General features: G+C 53.9%; 19 protein-coding genes. All 19 read left to right on the top strand.

The annotated features are described in order from the left end of the window. A partial coding sequence (locus ACOI7Z_RS25755) for a TraU family protein (RefSeq protein ID WP_072093371.1) occupies positions 1-178 on the top strand: 178 nt, incomplete at its 5' end. 12 nt (positions 179-190) lie between these two features. Continuing rightward, positions 191-829: a type-F conjugative transfer system pilin assembly protein TrbC gene (trbC, locus tag ACOI7Z_RS25760; protein ID WP_015065635.1), complete on the top strand. Its 639-nt coding sequence runs from the start codon at positions 191-193 to the stop codon at positions 827-829. A gap of 58 nt (positions 830-887) precedes the next feature. Beyond that, positions 888-2,843 carry a type-F conjugative transfer system mating-pair stabilization protein TraN gene (traN, locus tag ACOI7Z_RS25765; protein WP_420702479.1) on the top strand — a complete coding sequence of 652 codons (1,956 nt, stop codon included), beginning with the start codon at positions 888-890 and terminating at the stop codon, positions 2,841-2,843. A 31-nt stretch (positions 2,844-2,874) separates the two neighbouring features. Beyond that, the gene (trbE, locus tag ACOI7Z_RS25770) at positions 2,875-3,111 is read left to right on the top strand and encodes a conjugal transfer protein TrbE (protein WP_032436746.1); all 237 of its coding nucleotides are present in this window, start codon (positions 2,875-2,877) and stop codon (positions 3,109-3,111) included. Beyond that, entirely contained in the window at positions 3,108-3,293 is a 186-nt protein-coding gene (locus ACOI7Z_RS25775; RefSeq protein WP_032436745.1) for a hypothetical protein, read from the top strand. The genes trbE and ACOI7Z_RS25775 overlap by 4 nt, the downstream gene beginning before the upstream one ends. Before the next feature lie 45 nt (positions 3,294-3,338). Then, on the top strand, positions 3,339-3,665 hold the full coding sequence (locus tag ACOI7Z_RS25780; RefSeq protein ID WP_032436744.1) for a hypothetical protein: 327 nt from the start codon (positions 3,339-3,341) through the stop codon (positions 3,663-3,665). Between the two features lie 20 nt (positions 3,666-3,685). Next, positions 3,686-4,438: a type-F conjugative transfer system pilin assembly protein TraF gene (traF, locus tag ACOI7Z_RS25785; RefSeq protein WP_015065637.1), complete on the top strand. Its 753-nt coding sequence runs from the start codon at positions 3,686-3,688 to the stop codon at positions 4,436-4,438. A gap of 10 nt (positions 4,439-4,448) precedes the next feature. Then, entirely contained in the window at positions 4,449-4,676 is a 228-nt protein-coding gene (traQ, locus tag ACOI7Z_RS25790; protein ID WP_114506536.1) for a type-F conjugative transfer system pilin chaperone TraQ, read from the top strand. After that, entirely contained in the window at positions 4,663-5,205 is a 543-nt protein-coding gene (gene trbB, locus ACOI7Z_RS25795) for a type-F conjugative transfer system pilin assembly thiol-disulfide isomerase TrbB (protein ID WP_013054815.1), read from the top strand. The genes traQ and trbB overlap by 14 nt, the downstream gene beginning before the upstream one ends. 44 nt (positions 5,206-5,249) lie before the next feature. Next, positions 5,250-5,693 (top strand): F-type conjugal transfer protein TrbF, encoded by a 444-nt coding sequence (gene trbF, locus ACOI7Z_RS25800; protein WP_015065638.1) that lies wholly within the window; start codon positions 5,250-5,252, stop codon positions 5,691-5,693. Then, on the top strand, positions 5,671-7,050 hold the full coding sequence (gene traH / locus ACOI7Z_RS25805) for a conjugal transfer pilus assembly protein TraH (protein ID WP_011977731.1): 1,380 nt from the start codon (positions 5,671-5,673) through the stop codon (positions 7,048-7,050). The genes trbF and traH overlap by 23 nt, the downstream gene beginning before the upstream one ends. Further along, complete coding sequence (gene traG / locus ACOI7Z_RS25810) at positions 7,050-9,872, top strand: conjugal transfer mating-pair stabilization protein TraG (protein ID WP_023320108.1); 2,823 nt, start codon at positions 7,050-7,052, stop codon at positions 9,870-9,872. The genes traH and traG overlap by 1 nt, the downstream gene beginning before the upstream one ends. Positions 9,873-9,895: 23 nt before the next feature. Beyond that, positions 9,896-10,498, top strand: a complete 603-nt coding sequence (locus ACOI7Z_RS25815) for a hypothetical protein (RefSeq protein WP_023280878.1) — start codon at positions 9,896-9,898, stop codon at positions 10,496-10,498. A gap of 251 nt (positions 10,499-10,749) precedes the next feature. After that, the gene (gene traT / locus ACOI7Z_RS25820) at positions 10,750-11,481 is read left to right on the top strand and encodes a conjugal transfer complement resistance protein TraT (RefSeq protein ID WP_032415736.1); all 732 of its coding nucleotides are present in this window, start codon (positions 10,750-10,752) and stop codon (positions 11,479-11,481) included. Between the two features lie 359 nt (positions 11,482-11,840). Further along, positions 11,841-14,153, top strand: a complete 2,313-nt coding sequence (gene traD, locus ACOI7Z_RS25825; RefSeq protein ID WP_095835928.1) for a type IV conjugative transfer system coupling protein TraD — start codon at positions 11,841-11,843, stop codon at positions 14,151-14,153. Then, the gene (traI, locus tag ACOI7Z_RS25830) at positions 14,153-19,414 is read left to right on the top strand and encodes a conjugative transfer relaxase/helicase TraI (RefSeq protein WP_060589156.1); all 5,262 of its coding nucleotides are present in this window, start codon (positions 14,153-14,155) and stop codon (positions 19,412-19,414) included. Before traD ends, traI begins: the two co-directional genes overlap by 1 nt. A gap of 89 nt (positions 19,415-19,503) precedes the next feature. After that, a complete protein-coding gene (traX, locus tag ACOI7Z_RS25835; protein WP_137916324.1) occupies positions 19,504-20,229 on the top strand; it encodes a type-F conjugative transfer system pilin acetylase TraX in 726 nt (241 codons plus the stop codon). Between the two features lie 71 nt (positions 20,230-20,300). Next, the gene (locus ACOI7Z_RS25840) at positions 20,301-20,894 is read left to right on the top strand and encodes a fertility inhibition protein FinO (RefSeq protein ID WP_420702480.1); all 594 of its coding nucleotides are present in this window, start codon (positions 20,301-20,303) and stop codon (positions 20,892-20,894) included. Positions 20,895-21,054: 160 nt separating this feature from the next. Next, positions 21,055-21,657, top strand: coding sequence for a PIN domain-containing protein (locus ACOI7Z_RS25845; RefSeq protein ID WP_015060010.1), 603 nt, complete (start codon positions 21,055-21,057; stop codon positions 21,655-21,657). The last annotated feature ends 134 nt before the right edge of the window (positions 21,658-21,791 follow it).

Consider the following 21,791-nt stretch of genomic DNA (forward strand, 5'->3'; position numbering starts at 1 on the left):
CCCGATCATCCCCAAAGAGCGCTGGCGCTATCAGATGGTGAACATGTACCCGGACAGCGGCCAATGCCATCCCGTGGGGCGCAGCGTGATGCGCTGGGAGGCCGGTAAAAATCCACCCAACACCCGTAAGAACTATGGCTATCTGATGTGGCGTAAACGCAATTGTGTCTTTCTCTGACAGGAGTCTCTCATGAAATTAATGAATCTGTTTATGGTCATGCTTTTGCTGACCGGACGAGCAGTGTTGGCTGAAACCTCCTCTGTTACAGACAGAGAATGGCTGAAGCAGCAGGAGAACCTCAGCGAACAGCTGCGCCAGCATCCGGATAAACAGCTGCAGCAGGAGCTTGAGGCGCAAATCAACCGTAATCCTCTGCCCAAATCAGACCGCCAGTTTATCGATAATCTGGTCAGCCAGCAGAAAGCGGCGAATCAGGAAAAGCCAGCAGAAGGGGCGCTGTACTTTGTCTCCTTCTCGATACCTGAAGAGGGGCTGAAGCGGATGCTGCACGAAACCCGGCAGTACGGCATTCCGGCGACACTGCGTGGGCTCGTCAATAACGACATGAAGACCACCACTGACGCGGTGCTGCAGCTGGTGAAGGATGGCGTGACCGACGGAGTGCAGATCGACCCGACACTATATACGCAGTACAGCATCCGGAGTGTGCCGTCTCTGGTGGTACGGTGTCAGGCCGGGTATGACGTGGTACGCGGTAACATTCACGTCAAACAGGCGCTGGAGAAAGTGGCACAAACCGGTGACTGCGCACAGGTGGCCCGGCAGATGCTTGATGCGCCCTCGAATGCCGCCGGGAGCCAGCCATGAAAGATAAACCGTACTTCATGGCGTTACCGGAAATGGTGGGGGATGAGGGAGGGTGTAAATGAAGACGGTTATTTCCGTGCTGACCGCGCATTTTTTTGTCCTGAGCGCCTTCATCTGGCTGGCATCCCCCGCCTGCGCTGACAGTGGAAGTGACTATAAAGCCGGTTCGGATTTTGCGAAACAGGTGCAGGGCAATGGTCTGAACTCACTAAAAAATTTCAGTGGTGAGCAAAACCTGCCGGGGTATACCGACAACCCGGATCAGACAAAATACTACGGCGGCGTCACTGCCAGCGGAGACAGCTCTCTGAAAAGCGATTCAGCCCTGGAGTTCAGCCAGGGAGATACCGGCAAAACGATTACGGAGTCGTTCACGAACCGGCCACCGGATCAGATATCTCAGGATGCGCCGTTTATTCAGGCCGCAAAGGATACAGAATCCCGTGCCGACAGCATTGTCGGTGATACCGGACAGTCCTGTACCGCCCAGGTTGTGAACCGCAGCGAGTTCACAAACCATACCTGCGAACGTGATCTGCAGGTGGAAAATTTTTGCACACGGGAAGCGACCCTGAAGGATAACGCCACCACGCAGAAAGTTAACCGAACCTATCAGCAGGTGGTGACGCTGAATTATGCCCGGAGTACCCGGCAATGGAGTGGCAACCTGACGATCCCGACCAACGGTCGTCTGCTGAATGCCTCGGTGGATGGTGAGCCTCTGGTGATCCCCTGGATTGAAGAATGCGATTCCGAAGGGAAGGTGCGGGATAGCTGCAAGAGTGCAGTCAGTGAAAGCCTGACCCTCTTTGAACGAACGTTCCCCATAGATGTGATCAGCTGGCCACGTTCAGAATCGATGTGTTCAGGCGGTCAGAACACGCATTGTACGAAATATACCTATGACGGGAAGGGGAAGATTCATCAGTCGTTTGGTGTGGACAAAGCGGTTACTGCAGGGCAGAACTTTTCAGTAAGCAAAACATCACGGACCGTATCATCGGGTAGCCAGAAACCCGTACAGGTCACGGTCACCCTGGTGATGGAAGAAACCGAAACCGTCTACGCACCTGAAGTCGTCTGGGTTGAAAGCTGTCCGTTCAGTAAGGATGAAGGAAAAAAAACGGGGGAGGAATGTATCAGTCCGGGAGGAACGCGAACCATCACCCTCGGAGGCAGGGATTACTCGTTCACGGAAGCCTGCTGGAAATATAAGGATACCTGGCTCACGCAGCCGGCGGACAGCGGCTCCTGTGAAATCCTGATGAAAAATACGGCCTGTACTCTGTCATCCCGCCAGTGCGCCTTCTCCAGCGAGGAAGGCACGTGCCTGCATGAATATGCAACGTATTCCTGCGAAACCAGGACGAGTGGCAAGCAAATGATCTGCGGCGGTGATGTCTTCTGCCTTGATGGTGAATGTGACAAAGCCACGTCCGGGAAGAGCAATGACTTTGGGCAGGCGGTATCTGAGCTGGCGGCACTGGCAGCCGCGGGGAAGGACGTCGCGGCACTGAACGGGGTGGATGTCCGGGCCTTCACCGGAAAATCGAAGTTCTGTAAGAAATTTGCTGCCGGCTTCAGTAACTGCTGCAAAGACAGCGGCTGGGGCCAGGATGTGGGGCTGGCACGCTGCAGCAGCGAGGAAAAGGCGCTGGCCAAAGCGAAAAAAGACAAGCTGACGGTCAGTATCGGGGAATTCTGCTCTAAAAAAGTTCTGGGTATTTGCCTGGAGAAAAAAAGGAGCTATTGCCAGTTCGACTCAAAACTGGCGCAGATCGTTCAGCAGCAGGGAAGAAACGGTCAGCTGCATATCGGTTTTGGCGGCGCCAGCAGTCCTGACTGTCGGGGCATTACCACCGCGGAACTCCAGGGGATTGATTTTAACAAGCTTGATTTCACCAACTTTATGGACGACCTGATGAAAAATCAAAAAATACCGGAAAACGATGTTCTCACCAATAAGACCAAGGAACGAATTAAGGAAATCATGAGTCAGCAATCCGCGCAATAAACCATGCTGACTAATAAAGAGACCGATAATCATGAAAATTAATTTTCACAAACAGCCTGCCATTGATTTTGTCCTGAGATTAACGCTGACAATAATCATTATTTCTCCGGTGATTTATTTCTCCTGGGATGCCGTCAAAGGGACGTCGGGGAATGATTATGTCGAGAGTGTGGTTTTTATTGTTGCGGTTGGTTTTTTCTGGTTCGTGAGCTATCTCTTTTTTAGTTCGCTTGCCGCGTTGTTACGGAAAAAGACGGAGGAAGAATGAAGACGGTGCGCAGGTTTAATAAGTTTAAAGATTGGTTCAGGTTAGCAGGGGTAATCCTTATTCCTGTTCTGTTGATAATTAACATGGCAACGTTATTAACGAGCGATGCTGGGTTCGTAATTGTTAGATCTTTATTGTTTATTTTTGTTCTCACGATTATAGCAAGACGATTACAGCCATAAAGACGGGCGTCACCGCTTTAATCAGCAAAACAGACAGGAGTGTTCATGGAAGAGAAAAAAGCCTACGGGCTGGTCATGGTTTTTGTCGGGGTGTTTGTCTTTTTCCTGGTCAACATTATGTCGTACAGCCTGTGGCGGGACAGACAGGTTAACGCATTTATGACCACCAACCGGGCCTGGGGGATCCAGTGCGACACTGTTTCTCAGGCCGCGTGGGTGGTCAGGGACGGGGAGCGGGTGGACCTTCAGATAAATCATCTGCCTCTGTACTGCAGCGGTTACCGCTTTGAAGCCCGTGATGATGCAGGAAAGATACAGCGCCAGCTCGATAAATACAGTGTCTATCAGCATCTGTCACGCCAGTCGCAATAATTCATAAAAGGGTATTTGCCATGCGAACAATACATGCCGCCATGCTGGCGGGATGCCTTTGCTGCGCCCTGATGCCGGCTTTCGCCAAAGACGCGGGCTGGCAGTGGTACAACGAGAAACTTAAGCCCCATGATGAGGAAAGGAAAGCCGCACCAGCGGCACCACCGCCGCAAATGGATATTCTGGAGAAACTCGCCACACTCCAGGCGGCCACCAAACGGTCGTTGTACGAAGCCATTCTGTATCCATCGTCTGAAAACTTCGTTAAGTATTTCCGGCTGCAGAACTACTGGACGCAGCAGGCAGGTTTGTTCTCGATGAGTGCGAAGAAAGCGATGCTGGAAAACCCCGAACTCGATTACAACCTGCAGCACAGCTACTACAACGGCACGGTAAAAAACCAGCTCGCTGCCGACTATGCCGAACAGCGACAGGCTATCTCCACCCTCGCACAGCACTACGGCGTGATGTTCTTCTACCGGGGCCGGGAAGCGATCGATGGCCAGCTGGTCCAGGTGATTAAAAATTTTCGCGAAACCTATGGCCTGAGCGTGATACCGGTGTCGGTTGACGGAGTGATTAACCCCATGCTGCCCGATAGCCGGACGGACCAGGGCCAGGCAGAGCAGCTTGGCGTGAAGTTCTTCCCCGCGATGATGCTGGTTAACCCGAAAAGTGGCCAGGTGAAGCCTCTCAGTTACGGCTTTATCAGTCAGGACGACCTGGCGAAACAGTTCCTCTATGTCTCCAGCGACTTTAAACCGAATTTCTAAGGAGTGTGTCATGCGAAATATTCGTTTTCCGGATTTAGATATCACCGGGATGTGGGTGCTGGCCGTGGGCGTGTTTTTCCACCTGATAGCCAGGCTTGTCAGAAAACAGCCTGAGCTGGCCGTCCAGGCCGGGGAAATCTTCGGGCTGGGTATGGTGGTGTTCGGGGGATACCGCATTCTAAACGCCCTGATTGCTGAAGCCGAAAAAGAGGAGAAACAGCCTGATGAACCTCGCTAAGACGCCGCTGGCGGCACTGGCTCTTTCCCTTGCACTGGCCGGGATGGCACATGCGGGAACGCTCGATGAGGTGAAGTCGCTCTGGGATCCGCGGGGTATCTCCGGTACTGAAACGGCCTCCCCGCAGAGCGACACTCCCCAGGCGGTGAGCGGGGCATCTCAGCCACGCTGGTTACGACTCAGCAACGGAAAGCAGGTGGACCTGCGCGACTGGAAAGTGGTGCTGTTCATGCAGGGACACTGTCCCTACTGTCATAAATTTGACCCGGTGCTGAAGCAGCTGGCCGGACAGTATGGCTTCTCCGTGTTCTCTTACACCATTGACGGACAGGGTGATGACGCGTTTCCGGAAGCGCTGCCGGCGCCTCCTGACGTGATGCAGACCTTTTTCCCCAATATCCCGGTGGCGACCCCGACTACGTTTCTGGTGAACGTAAACACGCTGGCAGCGTACCCGATCCTGCAGGGCGCCACGGATGCACAGGGCTTTATGGCCAGAGTGGATACGGTATTTCAGATGATGCATTAGCCTCTGTTATATCCGGTCTTAGCAAGTGATTAAGGAAAATAGCCATGAACAAATATATACGTTCGACGGGACTGTACGCGTTTTTATTTCCAGCAAGTTTAAAGGACTCCGGGCAGACAGCAGCCGAAAAAATTGAACAACTGAAGCCGGAATTTATCCACCGGGAAAGGCGTCTGGAAATCTATCTGGAATTATTCATTGTGTTTCTCACTGCAGGTGCTCTGCTGTTATGGATAATGAGATTTTTATTTAATATCTGCGTGGATGACTGGATAGCCAGCGGCGACCTGCGAGTAAAAGACCTGTGGAATATTATGATGTACGCCATCCCTTATGCGCTGATTGCTGTTGGGGTGGGGTTCTTTGTTGCCGGAGTGACATTAGCGATCCGCAATTTTTTCAGTTATCACCTGAAGACCCTTTTTATTCTGAGAAATGACAGAGTTAAAAAGAATGCTGTGCGTAATGGAGGACTGGATGCGAATTAAACTTCTGTCACTCTTCTGCGGTGCCGTGCTTGGCCTGTCATTTAGCGCCGCCGCCGACGTGAATGGCGATATGAACAACTTCTTCAATAAGCTGGGCTTTGCGTCCAATACCAGCCAGCCGCAGGTCTGGCAGGGACAGGCTGCGGGTTACGCCTCCGGCGGTTCGCTGTATGCCAGAACGCAGGTGAAAACGATCCAGCTGGTCAGCATGACGCTCCCTGATATTAATGCCGGCTGCGGAGGGATTGATGCCTATCTGGGGTCATTCAGCTATATCAACAGCGAGCAGCTGCAGAGGTTCGCAAAACAAATCATGAGCAACGCCGCGGGGTACTTTTTTGATCTCGCTTTGCAAACCACGGTACCGGAGATTAAAACCGCAAAGGACTTCCTTCAAAAGATGGCCACTGACATGAACAGCATGAACCTCAGTTCCTGCCAGGCTGCTCAGGGAATTGTGGGTGGCCTGTTTCCTCGTACCCAGGTCGCTCAACAAAAGGTCTGCCAGGACATTGCCGGTGAAAGCAATATCTTTTCGGACTGGGCCGCCTCGCGCCAGGGTTGTACGGTGGGCGGCAAGATGGACAGCGTCCAGGATAAGGCCAGCGATAAAGACAAAGAACGTGTGATGAAAAACATCAACATCATGTGGAATGCCTTATCGAAGAACCGGCTCTTCGACGGCAATAAGGAGCTGAAGGAATTCATCATGACGCTCACCGGTACGCTGATTTTCGGGGAGAACAGTGAAATCACGCCGCTGCCGGCACGCACCACTGACCAGGATCTGATTAGAGCCATGATGGAGGGCGGCACGGCTAAAATCTACCACTGCAATGATTCGGATAAGTGTCTTAAGGTCGTTGCTGATGCGACCGTGACCATCACTTCCAATAAAGCGCTAAAAAGCCAGATTTCCGCTTTGTTAAGCAGTATCCAGAATAAAGCAGTGGCTGATGAAAAACTGACGGATCAGGAGAAAGGGTTTATCTCCAGCACCACCATTCCGGTATTCAAATACCTGGTCGATCCGCAGATGCTCGGGGTGTCTAACTCACTTATTTACCAGCTGACGGACTATATCGGCTACGACATCCTGCTGCAGTACATTCAGGAACTTATCCAGCAGGCCCGGGCGATGATTTCAACCGGTAATTATCCCCAGTCGACAATGGATATGATCATGGAAAACCTCAATCAGGCGAGTGTCCAGATTGCCGCTTTTCAGTCCCGTGTTCAGGTTCAGCAGGACGCCTTGCTTGTGGTTGACAGACAAATGAGTTACATGCGCCAGCAGGTCTCTGCCCGCATGATGACCCGCTACCAGAATAACTATCATTTTGGGGGGAATCTGTAATGCTTGAGATATATGCCATTGCTGGCGGCGACTGGTTACGGGGCAACCTGAACGCGATTGCGGCGTTTATGGGGACCAGCACATGGTCGACTATAGAAAAGATGTGTATCGCCATCTCGGTACTCATTGTGGCGGGGAACTGGGTAAAAAAACACAACGTAATGGACCTTATTGGCTGGGTCTTTTCCCTCACCCTGGTCTCTATGCTGGTTGTCATTCGTACCCCTGTGCAGATCATCGATTACAGTAACGTTGCGCAGGTCTATGAAGTCGATAATGTGCCTATTGGTCTGGCGATTCCGGCGTCGCTGACAACACGGGTAGGAAACGCGCTTATCCAGAGTTATGAGATGGTCTTCGCTCTGCCGGACAGTGTCACGTACAGTAAAACGGGGATGTTATTTGGCAGTAATCTGGTCGCGAAAAGTACGGATTTTTTGTCACAAAATCCTCAGATTACGACGCTGTTTTCCGATTACGTACAAAACTGTGTGATGGGCGATATTTTCCTCAATCATAAGTACTCTTTTGAGGAATTACTGAATTCACCTGATCCGTATACCCTGATTTTTGCAAACCCGAGTCCACTGCGTGGCGTGTTTGACAAAAACAACCAGTTCCAGACATGCGAGGAGGCCTCACGGGATCTGAAATCGGCTCTCGCGCTGGATACTCAGACAGGCGGTAAAACCTGGAACTACTATGTTCGTCAGTTGTTTGGCGGCAAACCTAATCCCGATCTGCTTTTCAGCCAGATGATTGGCGACAGCTACAATTACTTCTACAGCTCGGGACAGAGCGCCGGGCAGATTATCCGCCAGAACGTCACGATGAACGCCCTGCGCAGTGGGATCCAGAGTTATGCGGCCCGCAGCGGGGACACCGCCAGTCTGGTCAATATGGCTAACACATCATCCCTTGAAAAGCAGCGGCTGGCACAGGCCACAATGGGGCACCAGGCGCTTCGCACACTTCCGCTGATGCAGACCGTTATCATGGGGATAATGATTGGGATGTTCCCGATCATGGTGATGGCCGCCATGTTTAATATGATGACGCTGCAGGTGCTAAAGGGGTATGTGTTTGCGCTTATCTGGCTGCAGACGTGGCCATTACTGTTCGCCATCCTGAACAGCGCAATGGCCTACTATGCGAAGCAAAATGGCGTCCCAGTCGTTCTCTCTGAGTTGTCGCAGGTTCAGCTCAAAAACTCGGATATTGCGACCACCGCGGGCTATATTGCCGTGATGATACCGCCTTTGTCGTGGGGGATCGTGAAGAGCATGGGAGCAGCCTTCTCCAGTGCCTACAGCCATTTTTCTTCATCGGGTCTCAGTGCAACATCGCAGGCTGCCTCCGGCGTGGTGGACGGCAATTACTCGTTTGCCAACATGCAGATGGAGAACGTCAGCGGCTACAGCTGGGGTACCAACAGCACAACCAGTTTCGGACAGATGTCGCGGCAGCTGGCGAATGGAGGCATGAGCACGCAGACGCGGGATGGCTCGATGGTCTGGGACAGTGGTGGTGCAATGTCAAAACTGCCGGTGGATATCAACGTCGGTCGTCAGATAGCCAGTGCGCAGCAACAGATGGCCCGTGAGTCTGATGTCCAGGCCGAAAGTGCGCTGCATGGCTATAACAGCAGCGTGACAAGTGCCTGGAATAGTCTGCAGCAATTTGGCACCAATAAAGGGAACAGTGCATCAACAACGACCGGGGCCGATACTACCGAGTCTTCGCAGGATTCGATGGCCAGAAGCAAGATGATGAATGCTGTAGATTCGTATGCTAAAGCTAACCATATTAGCCGTGATGAAGCATTCGGCCAGCTTATGGACAAGTCAGTGAGAGGTGATGTTTCTGGCGAGGCTTATGTAGGAGCCAGAGGTGGTGTTGGATTCGAGCTCTTTGGTAATGGCGGTAAAGCTGAATTCGGTGGGAGGATGTCGGCGAGAGGGACAGCAAGTTCTGGATCTCAAGACAATACTACTGAGTCAGGACGCCAATCTAATGCTGACAATCATGATACCAGCAGTCAGGCAGTTAAAGACTTCAGAGAGTCTTCTGATTACTTCATCAACCAGAAATCAAGCCAGTCTGGAAACATCACTGATAACAATGCATCTTCTCGGGTTGATCAATTTTCCGCCTCTTTGGCCAGTGCGAAAAATAGCTATGACCAGTACACGACGAGCAAAACACGTAGCCATGAGTATAGTGAGATGGCCTCACGAACAGAAAGCATGAGCGGCCAGATGAACGAAAACCTGACTCAACAATTTGCTAATTTCGTACAGAAAAATGCCCCACAAAATGCTGAAGCTATTCTTACTGACACGTCTTCACCTGAAATCGCTGCCCAAAGGGAGCAACTGGCTCGTGAATTTGTGAAACAACAGGTTGAACCTAAAGTTGATGAGGCGTACCAGGAGGGCAGAAGAAACATTGGCGCAAATATGCCATCAGTTTCTGAAGGTAAAGGAAGCGGTACAGTATATGCGGACTACAACTCTCACGGTGATAGTATCGATGAGATGACCAAAAATGCAGGTATCAAAAATGATGTTCACCAATCGGTTGAACACATGGTTAGCGAAAACCAGCAAGCTCATAAGGATAGGCAAGATAGCATACATAAGCAGGAGGATGATGTTCAGAATGAACACACTCGTCTGGAAAACCACCATAATTTGGAAGGAAATAAATTTGAGAAAGAATACAATGACAAAAAGGCTGAACAGAGAGCACTTCCTGGAGCGGATACAAGAGACGAACTCCTAGCTAAGGCCCAGGAATTTGAGCGGAAGCATAAGCCCTAACTAAGGGGGGAGGAAAGTAAAATATGAAAATGATTGCTTTGCTACTTATTCAGGGTATATCGTGCCTATTAGCAGGATGGCGAGTATCAGAGACTATTTTTATAGTTGTAGCATCCGCGATGTGGTTGTTGGTGTTCAAATATGTTTTCATTAAAGTTGGTGCGAAAACAAAACGCCCAGTGCCTGATGTTAATAATCTTTATCTTGTTCTGACCGGAGTCTGTTGTATTGTTAATCCCATTGCCTGTTTGATAAGTATTGTTTTATACCCACTTTGGATTATGAATAAAGCACTAAAGTTTGCATCTGTGAAATTTAGTAATGATAATGAAAGTGCATTCGAAAATGGGATCGGCAGGAATTATGTCGGGAGAACACAATCATTGACAACCTTACCATACAAGGAAATGCTCTCCGAGCGGGAGTTTATGAGTTATCAGCTTGAGCATTGTTCTGACGGTTCAGTCAACCTCGACCAACCTAATAGTACATGTAGCAGTGCTATGGGGCCATATGGAAATGAGATATCTATAAATACCCATGATATTAATCCTGCGAGTGGGCTTCCTATGATTGAAAATGTAGACGTTGCAGGAAACGTGTATGGTATAGATCGGAATCATTAACAAATGATTAAGTCAATTTGACCACTAAAACTCAGCAGCGAGAGTGGCTGGTTTTAAAAAATGCCCCCCTCAAATTTGGCCTATCAATTATGGTGGTTAGTTGGTAGGCTAAAAATACATATACGAAATTATTAGTGCATTAATTTTAATAAATTTCCACTCAAATAAAAAGTTGGATATAGTAACTGCGCATTCTGGATGCAGAAATGGAATGTGTATGTCTCATAATGATTATGGCACAAGAAATTTGTATGCAATTAAATAAATTGATGACTGTTATGGTTGTCAGCTCTGCGCTGGCGTTGTCTGGATGTAGTGCAATGGGAACCGCTATTAAAAAGAGAAATCTGGAAGTAAAAACCCAGATGAGCGAAACAATCTGGCTGGAACCTTCAAATAATAAGACGGTTTATCTGCAAATCAAAAATACCTCTGATAAGGATATGAGTGGCCTGCAGGCAAAAATTGCCAGCGCCGTCACTTCAAAGGGATATCAGGTCGTCAGTAACCCGGATACGGCGGGCTACTGGATCCAGGCGAACGTGCTCAAGGCCGATAAAATGGACCTTCGTGAGTCTCAGGGCTGGTTAAGCCGGGGTTATGAAGGCGCAGTGACTGGCGCCGCGCTTGGGGCAGGGATTACCGCTTACAACTCCAGTTCTGCAGGGGCGACTCTGGGTGTAGGACTTGCAGCCGGTCTGGTTGGTATGGCTGCTGACGCGATGGTGGAAGATGTGAACTACACCATGATCACCGATGTTCAGATCGCGGAAAGAACCAAAACTCAGGTTCAGACTGATAACGTGGCCGTATTACGTCAGGGAACATCCGGCGCAAAAGTGCAGACAAGTACTGAAACGGGTAATCAGCACAAATACCAGACTCGCGTCGTCTCTAACGCTAATAAAGTTAACCTCAAGTTCCCTGAAGCCCAGCCTGTTCTTGAAGACCAGCTGGCAAAATCGATCGCTAATATTCTGTAAGCTTTCTATTCCACGGCCCGGTCCCCGGGCCATACTGGGATCCCCTTTCTGGTGTGTCATAATTAATTCGTCAAATAATCTATGAATTCCAGATCTGAACGGTGAACAGTTGCGCAATTTATTTGTGCATCTGTGAGGCGTTGCCGCCTTCGGCGGAATCTTTTCGTCTTTATTTGAATAGAGGTTATTTATGGCAATATCTGAACCTGTCAGGTCTCTTGAAACACATAAACTGATACCTGGCGATATTTATCCACACCCTGCTATGGGGGAGGCTTATTCCCTGCAACCCCGTGAGGTCTGTTTTCGCTGATTAATTTGTCCTTCCGACCCTAATAATTTACTGACGGATTAGTGCCATGAGTTTCAATGCCAAAGATATGACGCAGGGCGGTCAGATCGCCAATATGCGCTTTCGCATGTTTGGTCAGATTGCCAATATTATTTTCTACGTGCTGTTTATTTTATTCTGGGTACTGTGCGGGCTGATGCTGATGTATAGGCTTAGCTGGCAAACCTTTGTGAACGGCTGCGTATACTGGTGGTGTACGACGCTGGGTCCGATGCGCGATATTATTCGTTCCCAGCCGGTATACACCATTCAGTATTACGGTCAGTCGCTGGAATATACCTCAGAACAAATCCTGGCCGATAAATATACTATCTGGTGCGGAGAGCAGCTGTGGACCAGTTTCGTCTTTGCTGCCGTGGTTTCTCTTGTTATCTGTATCGTGACGTTCTTCATCGCCAGCTGGGTGCTGGGCCGCCAGGGGAAACAGCAGAGTGAGGATGAGAATACCGGCGGGCGCCAGCTTTCCGATAAGCCCAAAGAAGTGGCCCGCCAGATGAAGCGTGATGGTATGGCCTCTGATATTAAAATTGGCGATCTGCCTATTCTTAAAAACTCCGAAATCCAGAACTTCTGCCTCCACGGTACCGTGGGTTCCGGTAAATCAGAAGTGATCCGCCGGCTACTGAACTACGTGCGTGCACGTGGCGATATGGCCATCATTTATGATCGCTCCTGTGAGTTCGTCAAAAGCTATTATGACCCGTCACTGGATAAAATCCTCAACCCGCTGGATTCGCGCTGCGCGGCCTGGGATTTGTGGAAAGAGTGCCTGACGCTGCCGGACTTCGACAACATCTCCAACACCCTTATCCCGATGGGTACCAAAGAAGACCCGTTCTGGCAGGGCTCCGGTCGCACTATCTTTGCCGAAGGCGCGTACCTGATGCGTGAAGACAAGGATCGCAGCTACGAGAAGCTGGTCGATACCATGCTGTCCATTAAAATCGACAAGCTGCGCGCCTATCTGCAGAACACGCCGGCAGCGAACCTGGTTGAAGAGAAAATTGAGAAAACGGCCATCTCCATTCGTGCCGTGCTGACCAACTACGTCAAGGCTATTCGCTACCTGCAGGGCATTGAGAAGAACGGCGAGCCGTTCACTATCCGGGACTGGATGCGCGGTGTCCGTGAGGACCGACCCAATGGCTGGCTGTTTATCTCCTCCAACGCTGACACCCATGCTTCCCTGAAGCCGGTTATCTCGATGTGGCTGTCAATTGCTATCCGCGGCCTGCTGGCGATGGGGGAGAACCGTAACCGGCGCGTGTGGATTTTCGCCGACGAGCTCCCCACGCTGCACAAGCTGCCGGACCTGGTCGAAATCCTCCCGGAGGCGCGTAAATTTGGTGGTTGTTATGTGTTCGGTATTCAGTCCTATGCCCAGCTGGAAGATATCTATGGCGTCAAGCCTGCCGCCACGCTCTTTGACGTGATGAACACCCGGGCCTTCTTCCGCTCCCCGAGTAAGGAGATTGCGGAGTTTGCTGCCGGTGAAATTGGTGAGAAGGAAATCCTCAAGGCCAGCGAGCAGTATTCTTACGGTGCTGACCCGGTGCGTGATGGTGTATCGACCGGGAAAGAAAAAGAGCGGGAAACGCTGGTCAGTTACTCCGATATTCAGACGCTGCCTGACCTGTCCTGCTATGTCACGCTGCCCGGGCCGTATCCGGCCGTGAAACTGGCCCTCAAATACAAACCGCGTCCGAAAATTGCCGAGGGATTTATTCCTCGCACTCTCGATGCGCGGGTGGATGCGCGGCTCAGTGCGTTGCTTGAAGCGCGGGAAGCTGAAGGCAGTCTTGCCAGGGCACTTTTCACGCCGGATGCGCCGGCATCCGGGCCCGCTGATACAAACAGTCACGCCGGTGAACAACCTGAGCCGGTCAGTCAGCCTGCGCCAGCAGACATAACAGTATCTCCGGCACCGGTAAAAGCGCCGCCGACAACGAAGATGCCGGCAGAGGAACCTTCCGTCAGATCAACGGAGCCTTCCGCCCTGCGGCTCACGACCGTACCGTTGATCAAGCCAAAAGCAGCCGCTGCTGCCGCTGCAGCCGCAACAGTATCCTCTGCCGGTACCCCTGCTGCAGCTGCAGGCGGGACAGAACAGGAGCTGGCGCAGCAGTCTGCGGAACAGGGACAGGACATGCTGCCGGCCGGCATGAACGAGGACGGTGTCATCGAGGACATGCAGGCGTATGACGCCTGGCTGGCAGATGAGCAGACACAGCGGGATATGCAGCGGCGTGAAGAGGTCAATATCAACCACAGCCACCGCCACGATGAACAGGATAATGTCGAGATTGGGGGGAACTTCTGATGATGTCGATTGGCTCCGTTAAATCGGCGGGCAGTGCCGGTAATTACTATACGGATAAGGATAATTACTACGTCATAGGGAGCATGGACGAACGCTGGCAGGGTAAGGGGGCTGAGGCGCTGGGGATCGACGGGAAAGCCGTGGATAAGGCGCTGTTTACGGAACTGCTGAAAGGGAAGCTGCCGGATGGCAGCGACCTGACCCGGATACAGGACGGCGCCAACAGGCACCGGCCCGGTTATGACCTGACCTTCTCGGCCCCCAAAAGCGTGTCGGTCATGGCGATGCTGGGCGGCGATAAACGCCTTATCGATGCCCACAACCAGGCGGTAACCGAAGCGGTGCGGCAACTGGAGACGCTGGCCGCGACCCGTGTCATGACGGACGGTAAAAGCGAAACGGTGCTGACCGGAAATCTGATTGTGGCGAAATTCAACCACGACACGAACCGTAACCAGGAACCTCAGATACACACCCATGCCGTCGTCATTAACGCCACGCAGAACGGGGACAAATGGCAGTCTCTCGGCACAGATAAGATCGGTAAAACAGGTTTTATCGAGAACGTGTACGCGAACCAGATAGCGTTCGGGAAGCTTTACCGGGAGGCGTTCAAACCCCTGGTTGAGAAGCTTGGCTATGAGACGGAAGTCGTGGGCAAACACGGGATGTGGGAGATGAAAGGGGTCCCTGTGGAACCCTTCTCCACCCGGTCTCAGGAGGTCAGGGAGGCTGCAGGACCCGATGCCTCCCTGAAGTCACGGGATGTGGCCGCGCTCGATACCCGCAAGTCGAAAGAAGCCATCGATCCGGCAGAGAAGATGGTGGAGTGGATGAACACGCTGAAGGAGACCGGGTTTGACATCCGGGGGTACCGTGAGGCCGCCGATGCGCGAGCCGCAGAGCTGGCCCGTGCACCTGCCGCGCCGGTGAACACTGACGGTCCGGATATCACGGATGTGGTGACGAAAGCGATTGCCGGTCTCAGCGACCGCAAGGTGCAATTCACGTATGCCGACCTGCTGGCACGCACGGTCGGCCAGCTGGAGGCGAAGGACGGTGTGTTTGATCTGGCGAGAAAGGGCATCGATGCCGCCATTGAACGGGAGCAGCTTATCCCTCTCGATCGCGAGAAAGGCCTGTTCACCTCAAACATCCACGTTCTCGATGAACTCGCCGTCAAAGCCCTGAGTCAGGAGGTACAGCGCCAGAATCATGTCTCCGTCACGCCCGATGCGTCTGTGGTGCGCCAGGTCCCTTTCAGCGATGCCGTCAGCGTGCTGGCGCAGGATCGCCTGGTAATGGGTATTGTTTCCGGTCAGGGCGGTGCAACCGGCCAGCGGGAGCGGGTGGCCGAGTTAACCCTGATGGCCCGGGAGCAGGGGCGTGACGTCCATATCCTGGCGGCCGATAACCGCTCACGTGATTTTCTCGCCGGTGATGTGCGTCTGGCCGGGGAAACGGTGACCGGTAAATCCGCCCTGCAGGACGGGACGGCGTTTATTCCGGGCGGAACACTCATCGTGGATCAGGCGGAGAAGCTGAGCCTGAAGGAAACGATTTCCCTGCTCGATGGCGCGATGCGCCATAACGTGCAGGTCCTGCTCTCAGACAGCGGGAAGCGCAGCGGGACCGGCAGTGCGCTGACGGTGCTGAAGGACAGCGGCGTGAATACGTATCGCTGGCAGGGGGGCCAACAGACCACAGCCGACATCATCAGTGAACCGGATAAAGGAGCACGCTACAGCCGGCTGGCACAGGAGTTTGCCGTCAGCGTACGTGAAGGGCAGGAAAGCGTGGCCCAAATCAGCGGGACGCGTGAACAGAGCGTACTCAACGGCCTTATCCGTGACTCCCTCAGACAGGAGGGGGTGCTGGGTGAGAAAGACACGACCATTACAGCCCTGACGCCGGTGTGGCTGGACAGTAAAAGCCGGGGCGTGCGGGATTATTACCGGGAGGGGATGGTGATGGAACGCTGGGATCCGGAGAACCGGACGCACGATCGCTTTGTCATTGACCGGGTGACCGCGAGCAGCAATATGCTGACCCTGAAAGACCGGGATGGGGTCCGTCTGGATCTGAAGGTTTCCGCGGTCGACAGCCAGTGGACGCTGTTCCGGGCAGATACACTGCCGGTGGCAGAGGGGGAACGTCTGGCGGTGCTCGGGAAGATACCGGACACACGCCTGAAGGGCGGGGAAAGCATCACGGTGATGAAAGTGGAGGAAGGGCAGCTGACGGTACAGCGGCCGGGGCAGAAAACCACGCAGACCCTGGCCGTGGGCGCGGGCGTGTTTGACGGTATTAAAATCGGCCACGGCTGGGTGGAAAGTCCCGGCAGGTCGGTTAGCGAGACGGCAACGGTCTTTGCGTCGGTGACGCAGCGTGAGCTGGATAACGCCACCCTCAACCAGCTGGCGCAGAGCGGAAGTCATCTCCGGCTGTACTCGGCGCAGGATGCGGCGCGTACGACGGAGAAGCTGTCGCGGCATACCGCGTTCAGCGTGGTCTCAGAGCAGCTGAAGTCCCGATCCGGCGAGACGGACCTGGATGCGGCCATTGCGCAGCAGAAGGCCGGGCTGCATACCCCGGCAGAACAGGCCATTCACCTGGCCATCCCGCTGCTTGAGAGCCAGGACCTGACCTTCTCCCGGCCCCAGCTGCTGGCGACGGCAATGGAAACCGGGGGCGGGAAGGTTTCGATGGCGGACATCGACACGACCATCCAGGCACAAATCAGGTCGGGGCAGTTGCTGAATGTACCGGTGGCGCACGGCTACGGCAATGACCTGCTGATTTCCCGTCAGACCTGGGACGCCGAAAAAAGCATCCTGACCCACGTGCTGGAAGGTAAAGACGCGGTGGCCCCCCTGATGGACCGCGTGCCGGCCAGTCTGATGACGGACCTGACCGCCGGACAGCGGGCGGCGACCCGGATGATTCTGGAAAGCACGGACCGCTTCACGGTGGTTCAGGGGTATGCCGGGGTGGGGAAAACCACCCAGTTCCGGGCAGTCATGAGTGCCATCAGTCTGCTGCCGGAAGAGACCCGTCCGCGCGTCATCGGTCTGGCGCCGACGCATCGCGCGGTCGGGGAAATGCAGAGTGCTGGCGTGGATGCGCGCACGACGGCATCGTTCCTCCACGACACGCAGCTGCTGCAGCGCAATGGCCAGACACCCGATTTCAGCAACACCCTGTTCCTGCTCGACGAGAGCTCAATGGTGGGGCTGGCCGATATGGCAAAAGCCCACTCCCTCATCGTCGCCGGCGGTGGACGGGCGGTGTCCAGTGGGGATAACGACCAGCTGCAGCCCATCGCGCCGGGCCAGCCGTTCAGGTTGATGCAGCAGCGCAGCGCCGCCGACGTTGCCATCATGAAAGAGATTGTACGTCAGATGCCTGAGCTGCGACCGGCGGTCTACAGCCTGATTGAGCGGGATGTGCACCGCGCCCTGACCACCATCGAGCAGGTCACGCCGGAGCAGGTGCCGAGAAAAGAAGGCTCATGGGCGCCGGGCAGTTCTGTGGTGGAATTCACGCCAAAGCAGGAAAAGGCGATAGAAAAGGCGCTGAGCGAGGGGAAAACCCTGCCGGAAGGTCAGCCCGCGACGCTCTACGAGGCGCTGGTGAAGGACTATACCGGACGGACCCCGGAGGCACAGTCGCAGACGCTGGTGATCACCCATCTGAATAAGGACCGGCTGGCGCTGAACAGTCTGATCCATGACGCACGGCGGGAGAACGGGGAAACCGGCAAAGAGGAAATCACCCTGCCGGTGCTGGTCACGAGTAACATCCGTGACGGTGAACTGCGCAAACTGTCGACCTGGACGGCTCACAAGGAGGCGGTGGCGCTGGTTGATAACGTATACCACCGTATCAGCAAGGTGGATAAGGATAATCAGCTGATCACCCTGACAGACAGTGACGGAAAGGAGCGATATATCTCTCCCCGTGAAGCCTCTGCTGAAGGTGTGACGCTTTATCGCCAGGAAAAGATCACCGTGTCTCAGGGGGACCGAATGCGCTTCAGCAAAAGTGACCCGGAGCGCGGCTATGTGGCCAACAGTATCTGGGAGGTGCAGTCTGTTGCGGGTGACAGTGTCACGCTGTCTGATGGCAAAACCACCCGCACGCTGACCCCGAAGGCGGATCAGGCGCAGCAGCATATCGACCTCGCCTACGCCATCACGGCTCACGGCGCCCAGGGGGCCAGCGAACCGTATGCCATCGCGCTGGAAGGGGTGGCCGGTGGTCGGGAACAGATGGCCAGCTTTGAGTCTGCCTATGTGGCTTTATCCCGCATGAAACAGCATGTGCAGGTTTACACCGACAGCCGTGAGGGCTGGATAAAGGCCATCAAGCATTCACCTGAGAAAGCGACGGCGCACGATATTCTTGAACCCCGTAACGACCGGGCGGTGAAAAGCGCCGATCTGCTGTTCGGGCGGGCAAGACCACTGGATGAAACCGCCGCTGGCCGGGCAGCCCTGCAGCAGTCCGGTCTGGCACAGGGAAATTCACCGGGAAAATTCATTTCTCCGGGGAAAAAGTACCCTCAGCCGCATGCGGCGCTGCCGGCATTCGATAAGAACGGGAAAGCCGCCGGTATCTGGCTCAGCCCGCTGACCGACAGGGACGGACGGCTGGAGGCCATCGGCGGAGAGGGACGAATTATGGGCAATGATGCCGCCCGGTTCGTTGCGCTGCAGAACAGCCGCAATGGTGAAAGCCTGCTGGCCGGGAATATGGGGGAGGGCGTCAGAATGGCCCGCGACAATCCCGATACCGGGGTGGTGGTGCGGCTGGCCGGTGATGACCGCCCCTGGAACCCCGGGGCCATGACCGGCGGGCGGGTATGGGCTGAACCGGCGCCGGTGGCTCCGGTACCGCAGGCCGGGGCTGACATTATCCTCCCGCCAGAGGTTCTGGCGCAGCGGGCGGCAGAAGAACAGCAGCGCCGCGAAATGGAAAAACAGGCGGAACAGACTGCCCGGGAAGTGGCCGGGGAGGCGCGTAAAGCCGGCGAGCCGGTGGACCGGGTGAAAGAGGTTATCGGGGACGTCATCCGTGGACTCGAGCGTGACCGGCCGGGCCCGGAGAAAACGACGCTACCGGATGATCCTCAGTTCCGGCGCCAGGAGGCGGCGATTCAGCAGGTGGCCTCAGAAAGTCTGCAGCGTGAGCGTCTGCAGGCTGTGGAGCGGGACATGGTTCGTGACCTGAACCGCGAGAAAACCCTCGGGGGCGACTGACGCGCCTGCGGCTTGTCTGCCCCGGCAGGGCCTCCGGTTAACACCGGACACCCTACCGGGGCGCGGTAAAAAGAGAGAAGGATACAGAGATGACAGCACACACAATGGGTTTCAGAGCCGCTGACCGCTGGCTGCAGGCATTACTGACCTGGACACCGGGTCAGACGGATATGATTAAAACGGTGGCCCTGGTCCTGATGGTCACCGACCATGCCGGGTTACTGCTGGCACACAATAACGAGATAATGCGGCTTCTGGGACGGGGCTGTTTTCCGCTGTTTGGTCTGGCATGGGGAATGAATCTGGCCCGGCACGCGGAAATACGCCAGTCGCAGCTGAACAGCCTGTGGGGCTGGGCGCTGGTTGCCCAGGTGTCGTTTATGCTCATCGGGTACCCGTGGTATACCGGGAATATTCTGTTTGCCTTTGCCGTCACGGGCCAGGTCCTGCGGTGGGTCAGCCAGCCGTCCTGGTATTACACCCTCCCGGCGGTCGGACTGCTGGTCGCCTGGATACCCCTGTCAACCGGCAGCTACGGCATGGCCGGAGTGGGCATGCTCACCGCCAGCTGGCTGCTTTGTCGCGCACAGCATGCACCGGAACGGCTGGGATACGGGGTGCTGTGGGCCCTCATGGTGTTGCTGATGAATATGCATAACGTGAGTGAATCGGCGGCCGGGCTGGCGATTGCGCTGCTGACGCTGATCGTGTGTTCATCTGCCGGAGAACGTGTGAAACGCTTCTGGCCGCGGCATTTCTTTGTGATGTTCTATGCCGTGCACCTGGCGGTACTGGGTATTGTCGTCTCAATGTGAACGCAGGAGCAGGAAAGGGCGATGTCGTTCAGGTATAGTAGCTTTTATTAACTGAACGATAGGCAATTGTTATGGCAGAAGAAAAACGCCCTGTACTGAGCCTGAAACGAAAACCGGCGGAGAACAGCACGGCCCCCGCAGAGGCAACCCCTGCTCCTGGTGTGGTGCGCCGAAAGAAGGTCGTGGTGGTCTCGTCCCCGCCGGCCTGGAAGGCAAAGAAAGCGAAACTTGAGAAGGCTAAACAAGCGGCCGAAGCCGCCGCGCGCAACGCTGCGCCGGCGCCGGATAAAGCGGTAAAGACGCCACCTCCGGTGCGTTATCTTCGCCTGCTGCCGCCGGAACAGGCCATTATGACCCTGAAGGCGTTCTGGCCACAGCTGTTCGACGGAAACGCGCCACGTCTGCTGGCGACGGGCATGCGCGAACAGCTGTTTGCGGATATCGTGAACCGTGACCTGCCGCTGTCGCATAAACAGGTGATTAAGTGCCTGAAGAGTCTGACCCGGTCTGCGGGCTATCTGTCCCGGATGAAGGTGGGGGCCTCCCGCTATGATCTGCAGGGGAATGCCGTTGCGACCGTCACTGCAGAGGAAGCGCAGTACGCCAGTGAGCGCATGATGAAGGAGCTGCTGCGAGCTGAACGAAAGATGAGTCAGACCCTTTAATTATATTTACCCATTCCTGATAATTATACCTGGGAATCCTCAGCTAATAGATGTAACGAAAATTAGCTGAGGGTATGCCTGAAATAGCAACAGGTATTCATTTTATATTTGCCGCATTACAGGCTGCGGCATCATAACTGTCCGTGCAGACAGATTCTGGATGACGATGACTGAAAAAATTATTGCTCTCGTAGATTATGAAAATATTGGTACACTTGAAAGTGTCCGTCTGTCCCGTTATGAACGCCTTATTTTATTTACCGGGCCTCAGCAGGAGTTTATACGTTTTCCAGCTGTAACGTATGCAGGTGATATATCGGTAAGCGTATTCCAGGTTGCAAATGTGTCAAAAAATAATGTGGACTTCCATCTGGTGTTTGAGCTGGGAAGACTTAGCGCGACTGCACCGGAAGAGACGATATTTCATATTATCTCGAATGATAAAGGCTATGATGGCGTCATTGCCGAGCTATGCAGGGCGGGGAGACGATGTTGCCGTATACCATCGCCTTGCTCTGCAGAGAAACCGAAGGCGGCACCTATGGTAATCAGTAACGATGAAGTGCTGCACCTGACCGATAAAGTCCAGTCATTAAGTAAAAAATCTGCAGGGAACCGCCCGGCGAATACTTCATCCCTGATGAATTATATTAAATCCCTGTCCGGTAATACAAAAGGCATGGCGCTTTATGGTCGCGTTAAAGAGGAATTAATCAGGCGTGGTGTGATTGCGGTGTATGAGAAAACAGTGGTCTGGCGATAATGAAATTAAGACGGCTGTGAATGTTATTTTTATCTAAAAAGGAATCAATATGTTCAGATATTTCATTCTGCGCCCTGGTAATGCTGCCAACTTGCTGATTTAGTGTATAATGGTGTTTTTGAGGTGCTCCCGTG

It is taken from the genome of Klebsiella sp. C283 (genome assembly GCF_048822555.1).
Taxonomy (GTDB): domain Bacteria; phylum Pseudomonadota; class Gammaproteobacteria; order Enterobacterales; family Enterobacteriaceae; genus Klebsiella; species Klebsiella quasipneumoniae.